The following is a 25,429-nucleotide window of genomic DNA, read 5'->3' as shown; positions in this document are numbered from 1 at the left end:
ATATTATGAATAAATATATTGAAATTGCAGGTCGTAAAATTGGCCCAAACTACCCTCCATATATTATTGCCGAACTATCGGCTAATCACAATGGTGACATAAATCGAGCATTCAAAATCATGGAGGAGGCTAAAAAAGCTGGAGCAGATGCGATTAAATTGCAAAGTTATACTCATGAAACCATAACAATAGATTGTGATTCAAATGAGTTCCAAATTCACGGTGGGTTGTGGGGTGGAAAAACTTTATATGAACTATATAAAGATGCTCATATGCCTTGGGAGTGGCATAAGCCATTGTTTGATAAAGCGAAAGAACTTGGTATTACTATTTTTAGCTCACCATTTGACTTTACAGCTGTAGATCTTCTCGAAGAATTGGATACGCCCGCTTATAAAATTGCCTCTTTTGAGATTGTTGATTTGCCATTGATTAAACGTGTGGCTCAAACCGAAAAGCCGATGATTATCTCAACAGGTATGGCAAATGAAGAAGAGATTTCAACAGCGATTAAAGTAGCACGAGATAATGGTTGTAAGGATTTGGTTGTTCTTCATTGCGTGAGTGGCTACCCTGCACCAGCTGAACAATATAATCTGCGAACAATCAAAGATATAGCTGAACGGTTTGGAGTGCTTTCAGGACTCTCTGACCATACAATTGATAACGCAACTGCTGTGGCCTCGGTGGCACTTGATGCTTGTCTAATTGAAAAGCATGTAACGCTAGATCGAAATGGTGGTGGTGCGGATGATAGTTTTTCTTTAGAGCCAAAAGATTTAAAGGCTTTATGTCAAGATGCAAAAACAGCATGGCAAGCACTTGGTAAAGTTAACTATGAAAGAACAGAAGCTGAAAAAGGTAATGTAAAGTTTAGGCGCTCATTGTATCTTGTAGAAGATATAAAAGCAGGTGAAAAACTTACAAAAGATAATTTGAAGAGTATCAGACCAGGCTTCGGGTTAGAGCCTAAGTATTATGAAACCTCTCTTGGAAAAGTAGCGAAGTATAATCTTAAAAAAGGAACACCGATAAGTCTTAAGGACTTCAATGATTAATATAATAAAAATGTTTGCTTTTATTATATGTGAAGCAATAAGTCCATATATTAAAAGTGGATTTAAATATGACAAACTATATTATAGTTTTTATAAACTAAAAAATATAGAAGAAGCAAATAAATGGGTGTCAAAATCAGACATTAGCAAAGCTTTATCATTAGAGTATGTTTCCTGTAGACACTCTAAGTTCGCTACAGAGTGTTTTTTTAACAGCAATAAACATGAGATAAATAATAATTTAGATTTGGTCACTTTAGAATTGGCAGTGGATTATATTTCTCATTTTTATTTTAATAATGAAAGTATCGAACTTATTACCAATTCAAATAGGTTGGCTGATTTTTTAAATATTACTAATGGAAAGGTAATTGAGTATGTGGATATTTCTGAATTAAGGAGAAATATTTCCATATACAATAGAATCAAATCTGACAATAGATTTGATTCTATGAATTTAGCAGCACCATATCTGTTGTCTAAATGTCTAGATGGTGACGGTGTAGTAAAATGGGTTAATTTTCAAGATTGGAGCCAAAAAAGAAAAATTAAGATTCTATTGTTGATTTTTAAACTTAGAGGAGATGATGAAATAAAGGAAGAGATTTATTCAATTATTTCTAATTTTTCTGAAAAGTATGTATTCGATATATTACATGCTTTAGGTGATATTGAAAGGCTAATACTTCACTATCGAAACAACCCTAAATTAAAATATAGCCCCAAAAGAAGGCTAATTTACTCTTATTATGTATCAGAATACAGTGAAGTAATAAAAATATTTAATTTCTTACGATTAATTAGAAGTAAATCAATTATTTATCAACTTAGGAATTATATAACTTATGCATACTATAATAACAAGCCGGATAAGTTAGAAGATCTTATAAGTATCCTAGATGATTTTTCTGTTCCAATAAATACATTGAAAATATACTTAAGTGCATTTAATTATGGTAATAAGGCAACAAATATCGAGAGAATGAACGTCGCCAGTGGTTTAGCTAACTATATTAATAATAATGTAAATGTCATAAACGTTGAAAATATAATAAATTCAGTCTTTGAAATGAATAAGAGTAAAACTTTATTTATTTCTGAGTCAGGTGTTGCTGATGAGGTGAGGTGGTCTTACCTTTATGGTGTAGTAAACAAACAATTAGAAAAGTCAGGTGCTAGTAATATATTTATAGTGTGTGATCCTCGATATAACAAATTATTTCGTGAGCTTTACCCTTGTATAAACTTTCTATCACACAAAAGGAAGTTTCGAGGTTCTGGTGAGTCACTAATCTCATTTCATCGAGATAATATACCTAAGTACTATAAGGACTTTGATTTAGTATATCCAACATCGATACTATATAATTTATTAGATGATAAAGATATATGTACAAGTATTAATACACGGAAATTTAATGATCGAAAAACAAAAGTTCGCATTGGAGTTATGTTTTCTTCGTCTTTAGAGTCTGGTATACGAAAGCAACGATATTCTATTCCTAGTGAAATGATGATAAGAACGCTCCAAAAGATACGTAAACAAAATAATGGCATCGAGTTTGTTTGTATACAATCACCTGTAACAGAACATATTAACCACTTGTGTGGCAAGTATGATATACAAATCCCTAGTAACGTAGACTTGTATAACGATTTCTATGGGAGTTTTTTGTTTTATAAGACGTTAGACTTTGTTATTGGTCCATCAAGCCTTACTACAGAGTTGGCAGCTGCTTCTGGTTGTACCTTCTTCCATATATGTAACTCTCCAGAAGCAATTTATATGAGAAACGGTGACATTTCCAAATTAGACAACTCAGATATTATGGGATGTAACACAATTTCTGTACCACCACTTGATGGTTTCTATGATAGAACGCCAAATGAAATAACAATAGATTGCCTAGATAATTTAGTTAATATTCTTAATGATAAACTAAGAGTTTTTCACTGATGACGATACCTTATCGACTATCGACTATCGACTATCGACTATCGACGCTATAGTTGAGTTAATGATGGTAAATAATATAAATCTTGTAGCGATAATGTCATTTAAATAATTCAGACTGAAGGGATGATAAATGAGTCAGGCTTTAAGTATAAAGTTAGTTGAAAGAATCATAGAAATAATTAGATCAGAAAATCACGAAGATGTCATGGATGAACTAATTAAGGATCTTGTGTTAAGAGATAAGAAATTATATGAAATAATCTATCTGTGCACTATTCATAATACAGCATTAGAAGAACCAATTAGAGCTGAGCTTATTGATAAGATACAGTCTATAGACTCTAGCTCCTGTAGCTATAGTACTTGGTTATTATGTTTTTCAATTGCTATGCATACGGGTAATTTTTCTTTAGCATATTTATTTAGAGAAAATGCAAAGAGAAATATATATATAAAGTATCGAAGTGGAGAAAGAAACACTGAACTTCTATGTAAATTATTATCACTGGCCATAGAAGATGGCGATGATGCACTATACATAGAAATAAGAAAAGTAATATCAAAGAAAGAGGGAATACCGTCTAATAAGCTAGCCGATCTTGATCACCTTGACATGATATTTTCTTTTTGCAATGGTACTGTAAGTAAAATCGCTGAGAAATACATTTCAAATAATCAAGATTATTATAATTACATATCAGGAAAGAAAATTGCTCTTGTAGTACCAACATTAGTAGAAACTCTAGATGCTAGTGAAATTGATGGTTCAGATGTAGTTGTTAGATTGAACTACTCATATAAAGGGCAAGGTTGTGACATGATATATAAGGGAGTTAGAACAGATATATCGTATTATAATAAAATGACATTGAATAAGTTAGACGAGGAATTCTCCGGGCAGGCTCCTGATGATTTGAAATTTCTAGTAGGTAAAGGGAAGTCTATTGATAGAAATAATAAATATAGACGATTATACCCTTTTGACAACAGCTTGCTAAACGGAACATTTAATATGTTGCCAAATACTCTTTTTGATTTACTTGTGTTTTCTCCTTCTGAAATTAAAATATTTCATAGTGATATGCAATTAAAACCATCCTTAAGAGTGAAAAATTATTACTCCGAAAATAGCATCCTAAACGAAGATGAACTTTTTAAAGCTTCAGTAAGTAAGTCTTTTTCTATTCATGACCCGTTTGGTCAATTAAATATAATTAGACGTATAGTTAAAAATAATAGTAAAGTTTTAGCTGATGATATACTAACTCTAACATTAAATATGTCAAATGTTGAATATGCTTCTTGTTTAACAGAGAATTATCGAGTAAATTTTAATAAAAAAGCATTAGAAGACCAACATATTGAATCAACTAATATTGAACTAATAAGTGAGTTAAGGAATAAGATCAAATCTTTAAATGAAAAGGCCATTCATGTAGAAAATAAATTACATCTTATGGAGTCTCAAAAAACATCTCAGGAAAGAGTCATCGCTGAAATGAAAATTAAAATAAAAAATCAAAAGATACAATTTTCAAAATTGAAGAGTAGCTTTAGTTGGAAATTAACTAAACCAATTAGATTTGTTGGCCGAAGTCTATTATTTATGAGAAAATAGAATAGAATAAACAGATAGAATAGAATAGAATAAACAGATAGAAAGGAAATACTAATGAAGGTATCAATGATCATACCTGCTAAAGGTACAAGTGAACGGCTAAAAAATAAGAATTTATATAAAATCAATGGAAAAACGCTTGTAAGGATGGCATGTGAGAAAGCGCTAGAGTGCAAAAATGTACATAGGGTTTACCTAGACACAGAAAGCGAAAGTATTATATTAGACATACAGGATCTTCTCTCTAAAGGTTTGAATTTAATTAGAAGACCTAGTGAACTTGCTAATAATGATATTAGTGCTAATGATATGATGATATACGGTTTGCATTCAATAGAGGAAACAGATCTTATCATTCAAACTTTCGCAACGTCTCCTTTGATAACATCAAAAACTATTGATAACTGCATCGAAAAATTCATTGACTCTAGCGGGTATGATTCATTTTTTTCAGTTGTTAAAATGCAAGAATACTTCTGGAATGAGAACAGTGAGCCTATTAACTTTGATATCAAGAAACTACCAAACAGTTTTGAGTTAGATAAAGTATATATGGAAACTCACGGTGTATATGGAATATATGTTGATAGTTTGATTAAAAATAAAACTAGAGTTGGTAAAAGACCTTTAATGTTGGAAATTCCAAAGATTGAATCTCTTGATATAAACGACAAAGATGACTTAGAGCTTATAGGTGCAATTTATGAAAAGTATTGAACTAATTTATAAAGAAATATACTCAGGTGTAGCATATGATGCAATGAGATTGTTAGGATATCGACCTGAACAGTTTTATATTAATATTAAACCATTAGCGGGTTACGATAAAACTATAATAGGTCCTGCATTTACAACTTATGGTGAAGTTGTTTCTAAAGAATCAAACTATCAAGAGCTTGATAATATAAGGTTGGATATTTATAAGAAAAAGTATTTCAATGATAATCCTATTGTTCTTCTCCAGGCAAATGATAATTATGTAGCTCATAGTGGAGATATAACATCACAAATATATCAAACACTGGGAGCTAAAGGTTTTGTTACGGATGGAAATGTAAGAGATTTGGACAAAATTGATGAGCTGAATTTTCCAGTGTTTGCTGAAAACTCTAATCCAATAGATGCAATTGATTATTGGGCATTGACAAAGTATAACGTGGATATTGTTATTAAAAGTGTTTCTATTTCACCAGGAGATCTAATAATTTCAAGCAAGGATGGAGTAATTAGAGTTCCAAAGAGTGACCTATTTAGATTTGAAGAGAAAGTTAGAGCAATTTTGAACAAAGAAAATAAGGCTAGAGATACTATTTTCAAGATTAAGAACGAAACGGATATGAGTGATATTCTATCAAAGCTTGTTGAGGAAGAAGGTCGATGGTAACTAATAATATAAAATTTGTGGCGGAGTTGACTATTAATCATCTGGGTATGGTTAGTATCGCGAAACAAATGATTAAGTCAGCAAAAGAAGCAGGGGCGACATTAATTAAATTGAAGTTAAAAAATGTAGAAAAATACTATGAGGATGATAGCAAGAAATGGAGAAATTTCAACTTTAATGACTATCGGGGTTCTTTAGAGTTGAGTAAGGAGGATTTTTTTGAATTAGATAAATATTGCAAAAGCTTGGATATAGAATGGTTTTGCACCGTACACGATAAAGAAGGGTTGGATTTTTTGAAACAATTCAACTTACCTTTATATAAAGTTGCATCTATGGATGCTGATAAAAGTGAATTTGTAGATTATGTTATAGAATTATGCAAAAAAGAAGGTAAGCCATTAGTAATTAGTGTAGGTGGTAAAGATATAGAGTTTACAGATGAACTGGTAGGTAGAATCAATGATGCGAAAATAAAGGCTTTCCTATTGCATACTGTTTCTATTTATCCGACGCCAACGGGAAAGAACAATATTAACTTTATACCGGTACTGAAAGATAAATACGAATCTGAGAATGTCAGAATTGGTTACTCAGGCCATGAGGTTGGTTATTCAGCTACTTTACTTGCAGCTATGAATGGCGTAGCTATGATTGAAAGGCACTTTACCCTATCAAAAGATTGGGCTATACATCACCTTGCTGCAGCATTAACACCAAGCGAATATCAGGCAATGACTAGTTTAATAACAAATATTAAACTAGAAAATATAAACGTTTCCTCCTCATATGATGAAGAAGAACTTAGATTTCTCAAAGGCATGGATTACCAATGATTGTTATAGTTAGGCACGGTCAAACAGTTTGGAATAAACAAAAACGAAAGCAGGGACAAAGTGACTCCCCGCTTACACTTAAAGGAATAGAACAGGCTAAAGATATCGCTAGTTATATTAAGAAAAGTAATTTTATTGATGTAAATGATTTTGAAATATACTCAAGTCCATTATTTAGAACCATGCAGTTTGCATCCATATTTCTCGAAGAAATGAATATTGAGAATGAAAAAGGAACGATACAAACTAATGACTTACTTAAGGAGCATTCATTTGGGTTATGGGAAGGGTTAACAGAAACCGAAATTGAATCAGATTATCCAGGCTTCCTCAAGGCAAGGTATGCGAATTGGTGGGACTATATAGTACCTCAAGGGGAAGGATATAATCTAATTAGTATGCGAGCTAATAAGGTTCTAGAAGAGTTCAAGGAACGAAATGTTATAATATTTACTCATGAGATGATTAGCAAAGTCATTAGAGGGGCATATACTGGAATGAATGAAAGTGATATATTGTCTCTGGATCATCCGCAAGATACAATATATATACTAGAAAGCGGTAAAGCTACTCCTGTTAAAGTAAGTGATTGAATAATTTATTTCTGGCTGTGAACATTGGTAATGTTAATTGAAAGTAATTAGTTAAGAATGTTTGATTTTCTTTCATGTTAGTACATTACTAACAATTAGTAATGTAATTGTGTTGCCTAATAAATAATATGGAAGATTTTTCTAGTGAGACTTTTAAATAGATTGCAATATAATTATGCCAGATCAAACGAAAGTATCTGTAATTACTTCAGAGTAAAGAAGATATCATTATCTAACCTTGAGCCAATAAGGTTGTATTATACTATTTTTCCCAGTAAGTTATTGTCAGAACTAAAAAGCTCATTAGTTATAGGAGATTATAGGAATTTTAATAAACTGGTATCCGATAATCTTGGTTTATTGATCTATTTAAAGAAAGCAAGATTAATATTAAACGCGGCAAATAATTCTGACAATGAAAATATCAAATTGGAGTACATTATCGTCGCTGTTTTGATAAACCCTAGTTTGCTCGCCACTGCTCAGTTTTCTCATTTATCTGCTTCGTTCCTTGATTATCGAATAGTGAATAACGCTTTACGTTTAACTTTAAAAAAAAATGGTAACTACCCTCTTAGAAGTGTAGCATTGATTCGTAGCTTCCTTGGGGAAAAAGTAAGCTTAGATAGCCTTGATATTAATGATACAATATTAAGTTACTCACTCTTAGGAGAAGACCAGGAAATAGTTAAAATCTTCGTCGATACTAATATAGTAGAACTTAACACTCAAAGTGTAAATTTTATTGTTTCATCGCTAATTTGTACAAATTCAGTTAATATCTTGCCTTCGTTTGTCAGTAAGTATCGTTCGTTAATTAGTAACGCAAACTTGGTGAAATATTTTCATAGCCAAGGATTAACGCGAGAAGGATACTCTGCCATGAAAAAAAGAGATGTATCATTATATTGTGCAGACGTTTTTAAAGATAAGTATATTCAAGACCTAAATTTAGTTAAAAGTGATGAATATTTATTGGTTTTGTCTTCTTGGGGAGTTGGTGATGATATTAGGTATTCAAAAATAATCCCTATAATTCTGAAAACACATTCTAAAGTGTATTTTTCTTGTGAGCCAAGACTATTATTACTTTTTGAGTCTCTATATCCTGAGGCAAAATTTATACCATCACATAGAACGAAGTTCATATCTAAATCTAATCATGATTTGTACTCCGAGATAATTGAATCTAGATTGTATCATGCAATGGATAATGAGTTATATAGGTTCTCAGATGAAGTGGATAAAGTCTGCCTATCTACGGATCTTCTGAGTGGAATTGACTTTGTTAAAAATGGTTGTAAAGAATTCAATTGTGCAAAGCCTAATTTGTTTCAAGTAATTGATGCTTTTGTTTCTGAAATACGAAAGGAGTCAATTATTCTTGTGGGCCTATGTTGGCGTAGTATGCTTTTGGGCCCATTTAGAAATGACAACTATTTCGATTTAGAGGAGCTACTGTCTCAATCAGCCGGCCGAAATATTTATATTGTATCTCTTCAATATGACCTCTCTGACTCAGAGCGTGAGTTGGTTAATAAATACAATTGTAAGATTAATTTCATTGAACCACCGATAAACCAGCTGAACGATTTTATTAGTGTGTTGTATTTAATGTCAAAATTGGACTTTATTATTAGTGCAGGAACAGCAGTTCTAGAGCTTGCAGGTATTTCTGGTAGCGCGACTTATTTATTGTCTAACTCCTCAACGCAACGCTATAGGTTTAAAGATAACAATGATATTTGGTTTGAAAACATTAAGGTAGTTGATGATTTCTATCACCTATCAAAGCAAGACGTAATTACTTCTACTCTAGATATAATTGAGAAGAAAACACAATAAATTTTTAAATGAATATGATAAATAAACTTTTTTTTAAACTATTATCTTATGCAAAAAGTGCATATGTTTCTTTTCATCAGAAACAGTCATTACTTAGTACACCTGAATTGAAACACTCTTCGTATGATGTTGTACTGTATATGTCAGGGGGGGAAGATACCTTATATCAATATGATATGTGGGGGCCTGTAATTAAAAATTTGTCTCAAAATAGCATTAATATTTTAACTGTGTTTAGAGGCCCTATAGATTGGGATACCTTGGCTGATTATGGCGATTGTAAAATATTTGTTTCCGACCTTGATGGGTTGTTAAGTTCTTATGGTGAATATGGAGTTAAACTAGTTCTATATCCAAATAACCGAATGAGAAACTTTCAATCATTGTCCTATAATAATGCCCATCATGTATTTATTAATCATGGAGAATCAGAAAAATCTTCAATGTACTCAAATCAAGCTAAAGCCTATGATTCGGTTTTCGTAGCAGGCCAAGTTGCTCTTGATAGATACCGAAACCACCTAAGAAATTTTGATGAAGATAAGTTTATATGTGTTGGTCGGCCGCAATTAGATTCTATTAGTCCACTAGATTTGAATGTACCTGCTGAAAAGAAAGTAATTTTGTATGCGCCGACATGGGAAGGCTCGCATAGCGAGATGAGCTATTCTTCTGTTGATTCCGAAGCGGTAAAAATGATTGCAGGACTGCTTTTAAGGGAAGATTTTTTTATTATCTACAAGCCTCATCCAAGCTTAGGTATTTCTTCAACTGCTCATCGAGATAGCCATGGTGAAATAGTTAAGTTAATGGATGCTAGTCCAAACGGTGTCTACTTATCCAACAATGAAGACATCCTATCAGTCTTTCATGCTGTAGACTTTGCTATATTTGATAACTCATCAGTGATCATCGATTACCTTTCTTTCGAAAAAGCATTTTGTATAACTAATAATTTCCATGTAGATAATCGAGCAACCCTCCCTCCTATTGCTAGATTAAAAGGCGTACTGGTCGAAAAAGACCAAATAGCATCTATTCCAGCAGAGTTAGATACGAGGCTAGCATCTTTTGATTATCAAGGAAGTAAAGAGCTTAAAGTCAAATATTTGGGTGACCTCTCTAAGGGGGAGTCGACAACGCTATTTATTGATACGGTTAAAAAACATATTTTAGAAGTAGCTAACGATGAATAAGATTAATTTTAAAAAAAGAAGAAATGCAGCTTATAAACAAGTGCAGTCAAATATAAATGAATCTATTATTAACCACTTGGATTGTAGAGAGTACAGTAATAAGCCTATTTATCACCCGAGGCTTATTAACATAACATATTTTATAAGGCAGGAAGCGGATGTCCTCATGTCTCACGGGGTTGCAGATAAAAATTACCTGTCCATGAGAGATAGCGAAGGCCGAATGATCAATAAGTTCCAGCATGTATTGGTTCCAGGGCCGTGGCTAAAAAATAGATTGATGGCACTGCCTGGTCTTACTCTAAAGGAGGACCAGATTCACGTAGTAGGGTGGCCAAGGCTTGACCCGCTATGTAAAGTTAGAAAAAAATATCTAGAACAAAAAGGCGAAAGTTCACAGCCAAATGTTCTTTGGGCACCAACGCACGATCATAGAAAGCGCGGAAAATCAAAAGAATCAACGTCTTCTTATCCTCGCTTTGGTGAACATAGTGAAGAAATGAACTCACTCTATAACTATACTATTGCTCTTCATCCAAGAAATCGAACATCAAAAGAGCCTACAACAGTTTCACTCGCCGAATCTGATTTTGTAATTTCAGATTTTGGCACTATGGTCTATGAAGCATGGGCACTTGGTATTCCAGTCATTTTTCCACGCTGGATACTGAAAGATCGAGTTATTAAGTATGTAAAAGGGTCTGCAGAAGCTTATATTTTCGAGAATAATATCGGTTTGCATGCTGAAAGTATTGAAGATGTTCACCGAATTATTTCTGAGAACAAACCTTTAGGAGATGATGTTAAGTTGTTCATGGAACAGTACTTACCTTCTGAGTATTTAGGGAACTCTGGAATGATTATTGCGGAAAAGTTACGCACGCTGCCTATTCAGCGATCTTATAAGAGAATATTTGGCTACTACTGGGATTATGCTAAGCTCAGGTTTTCTAGATTGGTGAAGTAAGTTGTGGTGTTTATTTACTTAAGAAAGAAGAATCAGAAAGTCGATCTATATTGGCACAAACTTACAACAATGCTCTTACGGTTACGCTTTAAAGTGATAAACCTCTTTCGTTCTCCACAACAAGGGGTTGTTATTTTTGAAAGCTTTAATGGCAGAACTGTGTCCGACTCTCCACTGGCTATTTATGAGTATTTGTTAGGTGAAAAATGTTATTCACACCTTTCTTTTGTATGGGTGATTGATTCGCCCTCTAATACGATCTTACCCTTTATTGAGTCTCAACCTAGAACGAAAATTGTCTTCTTTAAATCGAAGGATTACTTCATAAATTATAGGTTGGCCTCAATTTGGGTAACAAATTGTCGCTTGCCTAAACAGTTAGAAAAAAGTCGAAGTCAAATATTTTTACAGTGCTGGCATGGAACACCGATAAAAAAACTTGGTTGTGACATCGTTACAACTAGTGACATATCGATATCAAAACTTGCACGAGACTACCTATATGCGAAGCAAACTGAGGATGTGGATTATTTCCTATCCCCATCCCCATACGCATCTGAAAGGTTTATTAGTGCCTTTAATTTACGACCAGACCAAATACTTGAAAGTGGCTACCCCAGGTGTGATCGATTAATCGAATTGAAAGAGAAGAAGCATAGTAGTGCGGTTAAATCTATGTTGGGTATACCTTTAGATAAGAAAGTTGTACTTTATGCACCGACCTATAGAGACGATGTGTTTGCACCTAAGTCTTCTTTAAGCGCTGATAGCCTCTCCGTTCAAGGCATTCTAGACTCAATTCAAAGATGTTCTGACGAAATAATAGTACTTTATAGAGGGCACTATTTTAGTGATCAAATGGCAAGTATTGATAATGTAATTGATGTTTCATCTCATAACGATGTGAATGAATTACTTAACATTACGGATTTATTGGTAACGGACTACTCAAGTATCATGTTTGACTTTGCATTATTAGAGCGCGCTATTATATGCTATCTATATGACCTGGATAGCTACGCTAATGAAAGTAGAGGTATGTATATAGAAATTGATGATACATTCCCGTGTGTACGTGTTGGGTCGGAAAGTGAGCTAAAGGAGGCAATTTTAAACGCTATTGATTCTAACTTCGCACCTTCGGTAAATGTTTCTGAATTTAATAGAACCTATAATCCGTTTGAAGATGGGAGATCGTCAATGCGAGTAGTTGAAAAAATGATTAAGGCAGCACGATTAAAATGAAGATTAGAAAGATAAGATATTTATTTCAATCTGGTATCGCTAAGTTTTCTTTGTTAAGGTCATTCTTTACCATTTATCGTATAGAGGTATCTGCTAATATATTATTATTATCATTTCTTCAGTTTACTAGCAGATATATGCGTTTGGCTGTAATGTTTATCCCGATTAAAATATTCTTGTTACTTGCTAGTGATTTTTTGGTTCCAGACTTGCTATCTGGTTTATTAGATAAAAGGGGTTATATTGTTTTTTTACTCTCATTTACGGTGTTTATATATATCGTTAATATTGTCCAACAAATATTCTTCTCACGGCTAGAAAAAAAACAAGATACATTGATTGAAGTGTATGTTAACAAAGGGAATGATAACTTACCTAAGAAGCTATTATTTAAGAATATTAAACCAACATATAAATTGATATCAGACTTAATGACAATATCATGTACGTTGGTTTTGTTTTATTTTATTTCTCCTTATTATGCTTATACTTTTCTATTTTCTATGGTTCTGTATTCTATGGTAATCGAGTATGTTGCATTTACAGACAATAGATATGCCTTCCTTGATAAACTCGGCGTTGATCCTAAGCAGATAGTTGAAATATCATCTTCACTTTTATATTTATTTCTTCTGGTGATGTTGTTTTTTGTTTACACTTATATCCCGTTTCCGATCCATAACGCGATATTGCTCTTGTTTGGTTCTAGAATTGTAGTGGCAGCGGTAAAAGGCTACCTCATTAGTGCTAATAAGCTATTGGAAAATGATAAAAGGTATAATAATTTAAATGGTCAATGATCTTTTCCGAAGCTTAAAGAAATTTAAGTCGTATAAAACACCAGTATCGTTATGGACAGTTGAGAATATCTATCAAAACTTAGCGTACCCATTTTTTTTAATAGCCAAAAGAATAGGCGTTACACCTAATTTCGTTACATTGGTATCATTTTTATTGTTCTTGATTGGTGCGACATTTTTTATTAATGAACACTATATTTTATCTTTATCTGTTTGGGTTTTGAGTTACGTGTTCGATTGTACAGACGGTGCACTGGCCAGAGCTACTAACTCTTCGACCCGTTTTGGTGCATTTCTCGATGTATCTGTGGATAGGCTATGTTCGTTGATATTTCTATTATTGATATTTAGTAAGCTAGATTTTGAGCGAATAGAGGACTATATAGTATTACTCGGTGTTCTATTTATTGCCTTTAATTCACTCGTATCTACCCTCAGACCGCTTTATTTTCCAGAATTAAAAGGACATGCTAAGAAGTTAGATAGTTACTTTTATAAATTGTCCCGTATTTTATATGAGATGCTGGATACTGGAAACCTTTTCGTTCTTACTTGCCTGGCTTTCTACTTTGATTTTGTGCTTGTTTTGTATTCCTTTTATGCTGTTTTCACTGGTTTTCTTCTAATGTACAATTTTAGGTTGTTGTCTAAAGTTGGGAGCAGCTAATGTCTTTGAATCAAAAGACTTCAAAGTTAAGTGTATTGATTTCGTTATATGACGGCGAAATTGCTGATTATTTTAGTTTGGCAATGGAAAGTCTTGTCGTACAAACATTGCCTGCTGAAGAGGTAGTTTTAGTTATAGATGGGCCCGTACGACTAGAATTGGAGAATGCCATAATATATTGGTCTGATAAGCTACCTCTTAAGTTAGTCAGGTTGAACGTTAATCAAGGGCTAGCTAGAGCTCTAAATATTGGCTTAAAGCATTGTACTCATGATTTGGTCGCTAGAATGGATACTGACGATTTGTCTCATTCATATAGATTCAAACAACAGGTGGAATTTATGACTAATCATTGTGATGTAGATATTTGTGGAGCTTATTGTGATGTTATTTCAGAGAGCGGTGATAAATATGACAAACTTACAGTTCCAACAGAACACGATGAAATAAAACGCCTTATTTGGTCATGTCCTATGATCCATCCTAGCGTCATGTTTAAGAAAGAAAAAATCTTAAAAATTGGAGGCTACTCAGAAACGGCACCTAGGCGACAGGACGATTATGAGCTTTGGATTCGCGCAGTTTCGAGTGGTTTAGTTTTTGCCAATATATCAATGGAGCTGATTAGCTATCGATTGGCTCGCTCATCTAAAACAAAAAACTCTCTTGATGTAGCTTGGAATCGAGCAAAGATTGGATTCAGTGCTGTCAATTCTTATGATAGGCGAGTATTCGCCTATTTGGCTCTTTGTTACCCTATGTTTAGAGCTATTATACCTAATGTTATATTTAATATTATTAGGCCTTTGATTAATCTATTTGACCCTCGGCGATGAGAGGGTCTTTATTAACATAACCTGTCGGTGCATTTGTTAAAATTGTTTGAACGCACTGAGCATCAAAGTTGTGACAGCACTCATCTAATTGCTCAAGTAAATTTTCCATCTCATTCCAAGTGAGTTTATCTTCCTTTGCTGTCATAATTTTCTGGTGGCTAGTACCTTCAACATTCTCACCTATTAGCAGCTCTTCATATAGTTTCTCGCCAGGTCTTAGCCCAGTAAATAGGATCTCGATATCACCCTCATCAAGCTTGCCATCAACATATTCTCTTAGTCCCATAAGCTGGATCATTCGTCTCGCGAGGTCGAGTATTTTCACAGACTCTCCCATATCGAGAACAAATACCTGTCCGTTACTACCAATGGCACTCGCTTGAATGACAAGCTGAGCGGCTTCTGGAATTAACATAAAATAGCGAGTAATGTCAGGGTGAGTAACAGTAACAGGCCCTCCTGCTCGTATTTGTTTTTTAAAGAGAGGAACAACGGAGCCTGACGAGTCTAAAACATTGCCAAACCGAACCATGGTAAAGGTAGTCTCTGTCTGTTTATCGGCAAGGGCTTGAAGGACTAGTTCAGCCATTCGTTTACTTGCCCCCATTACATTTGTTGGGCGTACAGCTTTATCTGTAGAGATTAACGTAAAGTTTTTAACCCCAGTTGCAATCGCTGCGTTTGCACAGGCAAGAGTGCCGAATACATTGTTCCTAATACCCTCTATTATATTGTCTTCAACAAGAGGAACATGTTTATATGCAGCGGCATGATAAACAGTATCAATATTATACGTTTCCATTAGCTTGGTTAGTCTGTTCTCTTTTTGAACCGATCCTAAAGAAGCTATAATGGCAGTCGGTGACTTTAGGTTAATCTTAATGGCGTTGAGTTCTTGATCAATACTATACAAGTTGAACTCATTGAGCTCAAAAAGAACCAAAGTTTTGGGTTTCTGAGTAATAATTTGACGACATAGTTCTGAACCAATTGATCCGCCAGCACCTGTTACGAAGACATTTTTTCCCTTAATGTTTTTTTCGAGTAGTTGTTTATCTGGAGAAACGGGTGCTCTACCCAGTAAGTCTTCAACATCCAAGTCTTTAACATCGGTTGCTGATGCTCTTCCCGCAGCAATATCTTCGACAGAAGGGACAGATTGAATTTCAATCGGCCAACTAGACAGTTTTTCAACTAAACGAAGGCGCTTCCCTTTGTTGATGTTGTTAATTGCTAGTAATAGCTTTACGGGTTGATAGAGAGGTTGTAATTTCTTAAATTCATTAGGGTGGTAGACAGTAATACCTGAAAGAATTTGACCAGCTTTACTTGGGTTGTCATCTAAAATGGCTACTGGGTGATATTCGTCGCCTTGAATAAGCGTATAAGCTAAATCTCTACCAGTTGCCCCCGCACCATAAATGAACACGTTTGGCTTTTGTCTTTTGTAATATTGATAGTAGATTGAACGGATGAAAATGCGTGGACCACCAAGTGATAAAGTGGCAAACCCAGCATAGATGAACGGTACGCTTCTTGGGATAAACGAGTGAAAAAAGAATCCGCTTAATACTAAGGTTAAGGTAGAAAGAATCACAGCAAGAAAAATATGACCGATAGCAGGAAGCATCATGTAACGAAGTACAGCTCGGTACATCCCAAGTTTAGTAAAACAATATAGTGTTACGATAAGGGTGGCAGTTATGCTCGCGATTTCGTCTGGACCAATGTTAAATTGGTAAGTACCAAGTCTAAATGCAGTTGCAAAGTAAAGCGAACCTAGAACGGCTAAAATATCGTAGATGATACTGATAATGCGCTTATTACGTCGACTTGCATTTAAGAGAAGTTGTATCGGTGTGAACATAGAGTATTTACTGCCAGCCGTTTAATGAAGTTGTCTATTGTTATGTCGTCAGTATTCTAGAAACCTTTAGCTCGAAACGCTAGTTGAATTGATTAAGATCTAGTAAAACTGTGCCGTCAAATTGATTGCGGTTAAAAAGCAAGCGATAATTTAAAGTGGTTGGAAAGTTAAAGATGAAATTATTAGTAACGGGTAGCTCTGGCTTTGTTGGTCAGCGTCTCTATGAAATGGCAATGAGTTCTAACTTGGAAGTTTGCCAAGTAAAAAGGGATAGTACCCTAACTCAGAAATGGGATTCTAAAAATGGAGAAATCTTTATAGTATCATCGATAAGCTCCAAAACTAACTGGGACGGAGCCTTTGAGGGTGTGGACTGTGTGGTTCATTGTGCTGCGCGTGTTCATCAGATGAAGGAGTCAAAAACAGACGCAATAGAAGCTTATCGAGAGATCAACGCAGCAGGTACATTAAATTTAGCACAACAGGCTGAAAAGGCTGGTGTAAGGCGATTTATATTTTTAAGCTCCATTAAAGTGAATGGCGAATTCACTAAAGAAGGTAATGCATTTCAACCGGATTTGGAGAGTATTCCAAATGACCCTTACGGATTGAGTAAATACGAAGCTGAAATAGGGTTAAAAGCTCTTGCCAAAGAAACAGGATTCGAGGTTGTTATTATTCGCCCCCCCCTGGTTTATGGTGAGGGCGTAAAGGCGAACTTTGAAAATTTAATGAGTATAATACGAAAAGGGCTCCCGCTTCCCCTAGGAGCAATCCATAATCAGCGGAGCTTGGTTTTTAGAGATAATCTTGTTGATCTTATTTTACTGTGTTGTCAACATCCCAAAGCAGTTGGAGAAACCTTCTTAGTAGCTGATGAACAAGATGTATCAACAACAGGTCTAATTGAATTAATCTCAAAAGCAATGAATAGACCCAACCGCTTGCTGCCTATACCTATGTCTTGGATAAAACTGGGCGCAAAGTTAATTGGCAAACCACAGATTTCACAGCGGATATGTAGTAACCTTCAGGTTGATATGTCTAACACTCAAAAGTTACTTGGGTGGAAGCCGAAAATTTCGACACAAGATGGCGTAAACAGAGCCGTACAAGCATTTTTGAAGAGTAACAGCTAGTTTAATAAAGGTAGAGTTTTGATTCGTTTCTTAGATTTTGTTTTATCCTTTTTAGGGTTAGTGTTTCTATGGCCAGTTCTTCTCCTTGTTTGGCTGATCGGGTATTTTGATACCGGCTCACCTATCTTTACTCAAACTCGCGTAGGTAAAGACAAAAAGCCTTTTACATTAGTTAAATTTAGAACAATGCCAGCTGAAACTAAATCAGTAGCTACTCATCTTGTTTGTGCTAGCACGGTGACTAAATTTGGTGGGGTGTTACGCAAAACTAAGCTTGATGAGCTTCCACAACTGATTAATGTAGTTAAAGGTGAGATGAGTTTGGTTGGACCTCGACCTGGGCTATTCAATCAGGAAGAGCTAGTTAAGCTGAGGGGAAAGCACAATATTTATAGTGTTAGACCAGGTATAACAGGCTTAGCGCAAGTCAATGAAGTGGATATGTCCACTCCTAAAAAGCTCGTCGAGTTAGATCTTAAAATGATTAACTCTCTAACCATATCCCACTATTTTAAATATATTCTGCAAACAGTTTTGGGTAAAGGCTCCGGTGATAGGGTAAAGAAGAAGCCGTAAAGCTTAACTTAACTACCCCTCGAGTTAGTTAAGTTAATCTTTGAGTGCTACAAAATCTGCTTTAACACCCGATCAGCTTTCACTCTTGTGATCTTACGAATCAACTTCTGTACTGGCGCTGGGTAGTGTTCTAACTTCTCTAATTGGCGATACGCACAAATCATATCAGTATGTTTCAAGATATTCTCAACCTCTAACTCAAACTTTGCGGTTAGGTGGTTGTAGTTATCTTGAATTAGAATCGCATTTTCAAGATCCAGTTTCCACGCTCTTGGGTTTAGGTTATTCCCCGTCAGTAGCATGTAGCGCTTATCGATCCAAATACCTTTTAGATGGAAGCTGTTACTGTCGTGCTTCCAAAGGTGAATTGAAAGTTTACGGCTAGCGATGTTAGCTTCATTGGCTTTGGCAAACTTGCGCAGATTTATCTCATACAGATACGGCAAGCCGCCAATGGTTTTAAACGTCTCTTCTGGAGATATGTAGAAATCATTCGCTGTTTTATCGCCCACAACTATCGTCACTTTCACACCGCGTTTTATCGCTTTCTTCACTTCTTTTGCCACACTACGTGGGAAGTTAAAGTAAGGTGTGCAGATGAAAATCTCATCTTTAGCAGCCGCAAGCAATTGGTTAACACTGTTGTTCAGTTTGTTGCGACGCTTACCAACACCAACTAATGGAGTAACAGCGATTTGTTCATTGCTAACAGATTCAGGTTTAAACAAATACTTAGATTGAGCCAAGGAAGCTCGTAGTTGGCGAATATCGGCTTTTATATCTTTGGTGGTTGGCTTTGCTTCACAAGCTAAGTTGTTAACCGCAGGGTGATCAATCAGTGCATCACGAATAAATCGTACCATACTGTCAGCAAGCGCTGGCTGCTTTAATACATGGTAGCGGTCAAATCGGTAACGATCCTGATAGTGTAGGTAGATGTTATTTAAGCTTGCGCCGCTATAAATCACTTCATCATCAATGATAAAACCTTTTAAATGCAGTACACCAAACACTTCTTTGCCACGAACTGGTACGCCGTAAACAGGTACTTTATGCTCATGTTGGTCAGCAAATGATTTATACATTGCCGCATTGGTTTCAGAAGGTGCTGCGCCAATTAAGCCGCGTTGCGCTCGGTGCCAATCGACACAAACATTCACGTCTAATTCTGGGTTTTTTTGTTTTGCTTTATACAGCTCAGATAAGATCTCATGACCAGCCTCATCATCTTCTAGATAAAGAGCTACAAGGTAAATCCGTTTACTTGCCTCCTGAATCGCTTTAATTATGCGAATTCGAAACTCTTGCGCCGAATAGAGCACATCAAAGTTCTCAGGTTCTAGGGCAAGGGTTGGCAGTTTAGTTAATGGATTCCTATTGACCATCATGTCGGACGTATCACCTTAATCGTTAAGCCATCTTGGTTATATAACGTTATAACCAGCATAAAAAATAGCAAGAGACGAATATTACCAAACTTAATCTACCGTTTACCAGAAAAGGCGGTCAGTTGCCTAATTATCAACCTGAAACTGCATAGGAATGAGACTTCTACCACTATTTACGTAGCGCTGGAATAGATTCTTGAGGCTGTTGGGCAGTGTATCGACGTCAACCGTCTTAAACTGATGCTGGATATAGAACGATTCTAGATGCTGGTAAGCAAAGCAGAAGTCGTTATGGGTTAACTCATGGCTATGGCAATAATGGAGAAGCGCATGCCCAATGTTTTTTCCTCTATGTTCTGGGATCACTAACATTCCAGTGAGTAAACGATACTGCTCAATGGTTCGAAACCGAACCATAGCGACTATGCCACCCTTTGTAGAGGCTGTAATAATGTGCTCATCTTTTTTTGCTTTGCCAGAAGGGTAGTGATCTTTATAAAGCTTATTGACTAATGGCACTTTTATTGGAGGCAGCACAGCTATCGTTAGTTCTGGCTCTATCTTGTCTGATGCGCTCTGCTCACTCATTCTGACCTTCCTCTTATCCAATTGCGTTGTTGTCATGTAGAATGGAGGCAGTTTAAGTTACTCGATGAATGCCATGCAATCTCTATCTAATGCAAATCTTAGCTCTTACCACACCTTTGCGATTGAGCAGCAGTGTGAACTCTTACTTGAAGTGACCAGCGTAGCTCAATTGAAAGCGGTTTATCAATCGAAGCTGTGGCAATCATTGCCGAAGCTCATTTTGGGTAAAGGTAGCAATATGCTGTTTACTGAACGCTACCAAGGTGTGGTTATCGTCAATAGTTTGAGTGGCATTAATGTAGAAGAATCTGATAGTGATTATCATCTTCATGTTAGTGGTGGAGAAGATTGGCCATCATTGGTGAAATGGAGTGTAGATCAAGGCTATAACGGATTAGAAAACTTAGCATTGATCCCGGGCTGTGCTGGCTCTGCGCCTATTCAAAATATTGGAGCATACGGTGTTGAGTTCAAAGATGTATGTGAGTATGTCGATGTGCTTTGCCTTGAGAGCTTTGAAGTAAAGCGCTTAGCGAGTGAAGAGTGCCAGTTTGGCTACCGGGACTCTATCTTTAAGCATCAGCTCTACCAAAAGGTGGTGGTTGTGGCTATAGGTTTGAAACTTGATAAGTATTGGAAGCCGAATATTGGTTATGGGCCATTAAAGTCCTTTGACGAAACAACGGTAACGTCTAAGCAAATCTTTGACTGTGTTTGTCAGGTGCGTATGGAAAAGCTGCCAAACCCAGCTGAAACAGGTAATGCGGGCAGCTTTTTTAAAAACCCAATTATCTCTATGGCAACGTTTCAAGACTTACAGGCCCGTTTTCCCGATATGGTTGCTTACCCTGCTATAGATGAAAACGGCCGTGAGGGTATGAAGATTGCAGCGGGATGGCTTATCGATCAATGTGGCCTAAAAGGCGTGATGGTTGGTGGCGCGCAAGTCCACCCTAATCAAGCGCTAGTTATTGTTAACAAAGATAATGCAACCGCTAACGATGTAGTGATGTTAGCAGCGAAGGTGCGTCAGACAGTATTGGACAGATACAACATAGAGCTTGAGCATGAAGTTCGTTTTATGAGTGCCACTGGCGAAACTAATCTAAAAACCATGCTGGCTGAAAGAGCTAAAGTGGAGAACGAACAATGAAAGACCACAGCGTAAAATTGACGATTCTCAACATGCTTTCTCAAGGTGGCTTTCATTCTGGGCAAGATCTCGGTGAACAACTAGGTATGTCACGCGCAGCTATTGGTAAGCACATTAAAGGAATCCAAGAGTGGGGCGTGGATGTATATAGTGTACAAGGCAAGGGCTACCAGCTTTCTAAACCGATGCAGCTCTTAGATGAAGCGTTACTCAAATCTAAAGTCGACACTCCATTAGAACTCATCCCTATTATCGACTCCACCAATCAATACCTGCTGGATAGAGTTGACCAACTAGAATCAGGTTCCGTCTGTATTGCTGAATACCAAGCCAAAGGGCGTGGTCGTCGTGGTCGTGAGTGGGTTTCTCCGTTTGGCAGTAATCTGTATCTTTCCATTTACTGGCGCTTAGATGCAGGTATGGCGGCAGCTATGGGCTTAAGCCTCGTGGTCGGTGTTGCAATTGTTGAAGCCCTCGAAAAACAAGGCATTGATGGCGTTAAGCTAAAGTGGCCAAACGATCTCTATTTTCAGGACAAGAAACTTGCGGGCATTTTAGTTGAAATGTCAGGTCAAGCAGGTGCAGCGGCAAATCTTGTGATTGGTATGGGCATCAACCTGAATATGGTTGCTGATAACCAAGATGATCAGGGAGTAACCTCAAACATTACTCAGCCATGGGTAAGCTTATCTGAAGTATGTAATGCGCTACCAAATCAACCGCCTATTGATCGAAATGAGTTGGCCGCAACACTGGTCAACACGCTACATAGCACGCTAAATGATTACGAGATGCGCGGCATGACAGGTTTTGTTGAGCGTTGGAATAGATTAGATAACTTCTTAGATCGCAAAGTGAAGCTGATTATGAGCTCAAGAGAGATAGAAGGTATAGCCAGAGGTATCAATGAACAAGGCGCGGTACTACTTGAAACTGAGCAAGGCGTAGAGAGTTTTATTGGCGGGGAAATATCGCTACGAAACAACGAAGCTAGTCAGTAGGCTTTAAAGTTACATGGCGCTTCTTAGCGCCACTCATCATCTCTTGGTTTAAAGGGGATAATATCTGCGCTGGTCTGGGTAACCTTCTCTCGTCCATCTAATACGTTCTGAAAACGATGGAACTGCTCAGAGAGTTCTTTCATCAATATAACATTGGTGTGAGTTGGGTTTTTACATCGACTCACCACACGGTCAATATGGCTCTGTTGTGCCCATAAGCGATCTTGCATCTCTGAAGAGGCAGATAAAATCATTTCCTCACACATGTCCTTTTTAAACTGAACAAAAGCATCAGGGTGGTGCTTTGCCAAGTCTACTAACTCATCAAAAGGTGGAAGAGTCTGATTTAAGGGCGTGGCATTCATATCCAATTCCTCTACAGCAGCGTTTATCGTTTTAATTTTACAATTTCGGTCTATTTTATAGCCAAAATAGCAATGTTTCTCATTGAGCTTTTTTTCAACACTACATTAAGCTTACGCAATGAAATAGCTTAAAGTTTGAACGAACGTCTTGATTCTTAATTATGAGACGTCAGCTATATATGCAATTGCTTGCTTTTCAAAATAGTGAAACATTTCTTATTTCTATGAATTAAAAGTAAAAATCAGGAAATAACTATGAGCAAAGCTCTAAATTTAAACAACGTGCCTTTACCCATTTATTAACATGGTGTATTGATTAACACTATAAAGTGATCTTTATTCCAGAAGCATGCGTGAGAGACCAGCCGGATAACGTGAGTTGGTTTCTTGTTGTTGATAAATGATGAGCCCCTTTAGCCACTAACCATGAATATTCTTATCTGCGATGATTCTGCGCTTGCGCGAAAAATGCTAGCAAGAAGTATCGAGTTGTTACCGAATCAAAACGTGCTGTTTGCCGAAGGTGGCGAACAAGCGTTACAGCACTTACATCAAACAGCGATTGATGTCATGTTTCTCGATCTTACTATGCCCGATATCGATGGTTATCAAGTATTAGAGCAGATGCCTCATACCTACCCAACGAAAGTGGTGGTGGTTTCTGGCGACGTACAAGCCCAAGCGGTGAGTCGTTGTATGGACTTAGGCGCGTATACCTTTATTCAGAAACCATTTTCTAATAGCTATGCAGCCGAAATTTTTACGCGGCTTGGTCTTATTTTTAAAGCCAATGGCGTACGAGTTGACGATATTTCTCCGCAAGTTAAATTCAAAGAAATCGCTAATATTGCACTAGGGCAAGGGGCTGGAAGTTTAGCCTCTGTTCTGGGGGAGTTCATCCACCTGCCCATTCCGACAGTCAGTACTATTGAAAAAGCTGAACTCGATATGATGCTGCGTGATGCTCTATATCGTGAAGAGGTAACTGCCGTAACACAGCGCTTTGTCGGCAGTGGCATGCATGGTGAAGCTCTCATTTGCTTACATGGAAAAGGGATCACTCATATTGGTGAAAGGTTAGGATTCCCAAGTGAAGAGAACTCTTATAACGAGGTAGTGCTCAACGTGGCAAACCTGTTCGTCTCTTCATTTATGACCTCACTATGCGAGCAAATGGATGTCAGTATTTCACTGCGTCAACCTGTTGTTGTTGATAGTAGGGTGTACGCCAAACCAAGCTGTATTAGTGATGATACTTTAGCGGTTGAGTTTATTTATCGCGATAAGCAAGCCTTTGAGTGTGAAGTGCTGTTTATGTTCGATAGTGGTTCGGAACAAGTGATAAACCGTGTAATGGAGTTGATATGAGTGTTGAATCCAACCTTAATGTAGTAGAAGAGCTGCATTGGTACACCCAGGTTATTGACACAATGGACGTTGGTATCTTTGTTCTGGACCTTGAGTTTAACGTTATGGCGTGGAATCGCTTTATGCAATCTTACAGCGGCATTCCATCCTCGGACATACTACATAAGCCACTTTTTAGTGTGTGTACTGATCTTCCACAAGCCTGGATGGAAGCCAAATGCAATGCGACTATTTCGTTGGGTACTCAAGGGTTTTCTTCTTGGGAAGATCGCGCCTATATTTTTGAGTTCCAAAACTTCTCTCCGGCCTCGCGTGGGCTTGAGTTAATGCATCAGAACATGGTGATTACGCCATTGAGCTCGTTGTCTGGTCAGGTGTCGCATTTGTGCGTGATGATCAGCGATGTCTCTGATACAGCGCAAAACAAAATGTTGCTGAATGAATCGAATCGAAAGTTGGAGCACAAAAGCCGAATTGATGGATTAACAGGGCTACTGAATCGAGCTTGTTGGGAGCAGTCACTGATTAAAGAGTGTCGTCGTTTAAAAGTCGATGATGAGCGTGTCTCGACGTTAGTCATATTCGATATCGACTTCTTTAAACGAGTGAACGATACCTATGGTCATAGCATAGGAGATGAAGTTATTCGCCATACTGCTCAACTTGCTGAAAAAACTTCAAGAGAAAGTGATTTTGTTGGGCGCTATGGTGGAGAGGAATTTGCAGTTCTGCTGCCTAACACTGGGCATGAACAAGCGCTCTATTTTGCCGAAAGACTACGTAAACGAATTGCAGAGAGCCAGATAAAAACTGCGCAAGGGACAATCAACTACACCATTAGTTTAGGAGTTTGTGAGTTTAACCGAACTCAGATTGAGACCGCAACGCAATGGATAGAAGCAGCCGATACTGCGCTGTATAAATCCAAAGATAACGGCAGAAACCTAACTACGGTTTACTCACTTGCACTATGAGCGCCAGT

At 36.7% G+C, this 25,429-nt stretch carries 24 protein-coding genes; 20 read left to right on the top strand and 4 right to left on the bottom strand.

Annotation, left to right across the window (positions count from 1 at the left end; translation table 11 throughout):
- Positions 1-5 precede the first annotated feature (5 nt).
- The 14 genes from pseI to KP803_RS08115 all read left to right on the top strand — a co-directional run bounded on the left by pseI (position 6) and on the right by KP803_RS08115 (position 15,002).
- On the top strand, positions 6-1,058 hold the full coding sequence (gene pseI, locus KP803_RS08175) for a pseudaminic acid synthase (RefSeq protein ID WP_248008339.1): 1,053 nt from the start codon (positions 6-8) through the stop codon (positions 1,056-1,058).
- Positions 1,051-3,015, top strand: coding sequence for a hypothetical protein (locus tag KP803_RS08170; protein ID WP_248008338.1), 1,965 nt, complete (start codon positions 1,051-1,053; stop codon positions 3,013-3,015). Before pseI ends, KP803_RS08170 begins: the two co-directional genes overlap by 8 nt.
- A gap of 130 nt (positions 3,016-3,145) precedes the next feature.
- Complete coding sequence (locus KP803_RS08165) at positions 3,146-4,633, top strand: hypothetical protein (protein ID WP_248008337.1); 1,488 nt, start codon at positions 3,146-3,148, stop codon at positions 4,631-4,633.
- A gap of 54 nt (positions 4,634-4,687) precedes the next feature.
- Positions 4,688-5,350, top strand: coding sequence for an acylneuraminate cytidylyltransferase family protein (locus tag KP803_RS08160; protein ID WP_248008336.1), 663 nt, complete (start codon positions 4,688-4,690; stop codon positions 5,348-5,350).
- Positions 5,337-6,017 (top strand): RraA family protein, encoded by a 681-nt coding sequence (locus KP803_RS08155; RefSeq protein ID WP_248008335.1) that lies wholly within the window; start codon positions 5,337-5,339, stop codon positions 6,015-6,017. The genes KP803_RS08160 and KP803_RS08155 overlap by 14 nt, the downstream gene beginning before the upstream one ends.
- A complete protein-coding gene (locus tag KP803_RS08150; protein WP_248008334.1) occupies positions 6,011-6,853 on the top strand; it encodes an N-acetylneuraminate synthase family protein in 843 nt (280 codons plus the stop codon). The genes KP803_RS08155 and KP803_RS08150 overlap by 7 nt, the downstream gene beginning before the upstream one ends.
- The gene (locus tag KP803_RS08145) at positions 6,850-7,446 is read left to right on the top strand and encodes a histidine phosphatase family protein (RefSeq protein WP_248008333.1); all 597 of its coding nucleotides are present in this window, start codon (positions 6,850-6,852) and stop codon (positions 7,444-7,446) included. The genes KP803_RS08150 and KP803_RS08145 overlap by 4 nt, the downstream gene beginning before the upstream one ends.
- Before the next feature lie 282 nt (positions 7,447-7,728).
- Positions 7,729-9,291, top strand: a complete 1,563-nt coding sequence (locus tag KP803_RS08140) for a hypothetical protein (protein ID WP_248008332.1) — start codon at positions 7,729-7,731, stop codon at positions 9,289-9,291.
- Between the two features lie 8 nt (positions 9,292-9,299).
- On the top strand, positions 9,300-10,487 hold the full coding sequence (locus KP803_RS08135; RefSeq protein WP_248008331.1) for a CDP-glycerol glycerophosphotransferase family protein: 1,188 nt from the start codon (positions 9,300-9,302) through the stop codon (positions 10,485-10,487).
- Positions 10,480-11,454 carry a hypothetical protein gene (locus KP803_RS08130; protein WP_248008330.1) on the top strand — a complete coding sequence of 325 codons (975 nt, stop codon included), beginning with the start codon at positions 10,480-10,482 and terminating at the stop codon, positions 11,452-11,454. The genes KP803_RS08135 and KP803_RS08130 overlap by 8 nt, the downstream gene beginning before the upstream one ends.
- Positions 11,455-11,523: 69 nt before the next feature.
- Entirely contained in the window at positions 11,524-12,699 is a 1,176-nt protein-coding gene (locus KP803_RS08125) for a CDP-glycerol glycerophosphotransferase family protein (protein WP_248008463.1), read from the top strand.
- Positions 12,696-13,499 carry a hypothetical protein gene (locus KP803_RS08120; RefSeq protein WP_248008329.1) on the top strand — a complete coding sequence of 268 codons (804 nt, stop codon included), beginning with the start codon at positions 12,696-12,698 and terminating at the stop codon, positions 13,497-13,499. Before KP803_RS08125 ends, KP803_RS08120 begins: the two co-directional genes overlap by 4 nt.
- Positions 13,489-14,166, top strand: a complete 678-nt coding sequence (locus tag KP803_RS22005; protein WP_427916929.1) for a CDP-alcohol phosphatidyltransferase family protein — start codon at positions 13,489-13,491, stop codon at positions 14,164-14,166. The genes KP803_RS08120 and KP803_RS22005 overlap by 11 nt, the downstream gene beginning before the upstream one ends.
- The gene (locus KP803_RS08115; protein ID WP_248008328.1) at positions 14,166-15,002 is read left to right on the top strand and encodes a glycosyltransferase; all 837 of its coding nucleotides are present in this window, start codon (positions 14,166-14,168) and stop codon (positions 15,000-15,002) included. Before KP803_RS22005 ends, KP803_RS08115 begins: the two co-directional genes overlap by 1 nt.
- On the opposite strand, the gene KP803_RS08110 is transcribed toward KP803_RS08115, so the two are convergent.
- Positions 14,977-16,869, bottom strand: coding sequence for a polysaccharide biosynthesis protein (locus tag KP803_RS08110; protein ID WP_248008327.1), 1,893 nt, complete (start codon positions 16,867-16,869; stop codon positions 14,977-14,979). The genes KP803_RS08115 and KP803_RS08110 overlap by 26 nt on opposite strands.
- 173 nt (positions 16,870-17,042) lie before the next feature.
- Between KP803_RS08110 and KP803_RS08105 the strand changes: the two genes are divergently transcribed.
- A complete protein-coding gene (locus KP803_RS08105) occupies positions 17,043-18,008 on the top strand; it encodes a UDP-glucose 4-epimerase family protein (protein WP_248008326.1) in 966 nt (321 codons plus the stop codon).
- An 18-nt stretch (positions 18,009-18,026) separates the two neighbouring features.
- Positions 18,027-18,584: a sugar transferase gene (locus KP803_RS08100; RefSeq protein WP_248008325.1), complete on the top strand. Its 558-nt coding sequence runs from the start codon at positions 18,027-18,029 to the stop codon at positions 18,582-18,584.
- A 47-nt stretch (positions 18,585-18,631) separates the two neighbouring features.
- Here KP803_RS08100 and pssA read toward each other — a convergent pair whose 3' ends face one another.
- Both pssA and KP803_RS08090 read right to left on the bottom strand, forming a co-directional pair.
- Positions 18,632-19,972, bottom strand: a complete 1,341-nt coding sequence (gene pssA / locus KP803_RS08095; RefSeq protein WP_248008324.1) for a CDP-diacylglycerol--serine O-phosphatidyltransferase — start codon at positions 19,970-19,972, stop codon at positions 18,632-18,634.
- A gap of 126 nt (positions 19,973-20,098) precedes the next feature.
- Positions 20,099-20,560: a GNAT family N-acetyltransferase gene (locus KP803_RS08090; protein WP_248008323.1), complete on the bottom strand. Its 462-nt coding sequence runs from the start codon at positions 20,558-20,560 to the stop codon at positions 20,099-20,101.
- A gap of 64 nt (positions 20,561-20,624) precedes the next feature.
- On the opposite strand from KP803_RS08090, the gene murB reads away from it, so the two are divergent.
- The gene (gene murB / locus KP803_RS08085; protein ID WP_248008322.1) at positions 20,625-21,713 is read left to right on the top strand and encodes a UDP-N-acetylmuramate dehydrogenase; all 1,089 of its coding nucleotides are present in this window, start codon (positions 20,625-20,627) and stop codon (positions 21,711-21,713) included.
- On the top strand, positions 21,710-22,714 hold the full coding sequence (gene birA / locus KP803_RS08080; RefSeq protein ID WP_248008321.1) for a bifunctional biotin--[acetyl-CoA-carboxylase] ligase/biotin operon repressor BirA: 1,005 nt from the start codon (positions 21,710-21,712) through the stop codon (positions 22,712-22,714). Before murB ends, birA begins: the two co-directional genes overlap by 4 nt.
- A 23-nt stretch (positions 22,715-22,737) precedes the next feature.
- Here the strand turns inward: birA and KP803_RS08075 are convergent, their stop codons facing one another.
- Positions 22,738-23,079, bottom strand: coding sequence for a DUF3135 domain-containing protein (locus KP803_RS08075; RefSeq protein WP_248008320.1), 342 nt, complete (start codon positions 23,077-23,079; stop codon positions 22,738-22,740).
- Positions 23,080-23,505: 426 nt separating this feature from the next.
- Between KP803_RS08075 and KP803_RS08070 the strand changes: the two genes are divergently transcribed.
- Both KP803_RS08070 and KP803_RS08065 read left to right on the top strand, forming a co-directional pair.
- On the top strand, positions 23,506-24,447 hold the full coding sequence (locus KP803_RS08070) for a response regulator (protein ID WP_248008319.1): 942 nt from the start codon (positions 23,506-23,508) through the stop codon (positions 24,445-24,447).
- Positions 24,444-25,421: a sensor domain-containing diguanylate cyclase gene (locus tag KP803_RS08065; RefSeq protein WP_248008318.1), complete on the top strand. Its 978-nt coding sequence runs from the start codon at positions 24,444-24,446 to the stop codon at positions 25,419-25,421. Before KP803_RS08070 ends, KP803_RS08065 begins: the two co-directional genes overlap by 4 nt.
- The last annotated feature ends 8 nt before the right edge of the window (positions 25,422-25,429 follow it).

Origin of the sequence: Vibrio amylolyticus (assembly GCF_023145695.1) — a bacterium.
Taxonomy (GTDB): domain Bacteria; phylum Pseudomonadota; class Gammaproteobacteria; order Enterobacterales; family Vibrionaceae; genus Vibrio; species Vibrio amylolyticus.
The sequence above is the reverse complement of the archived record's forward strand: the minus strand, read 5'-3'. Positions and strand labels throughout refer to the sequence as shown.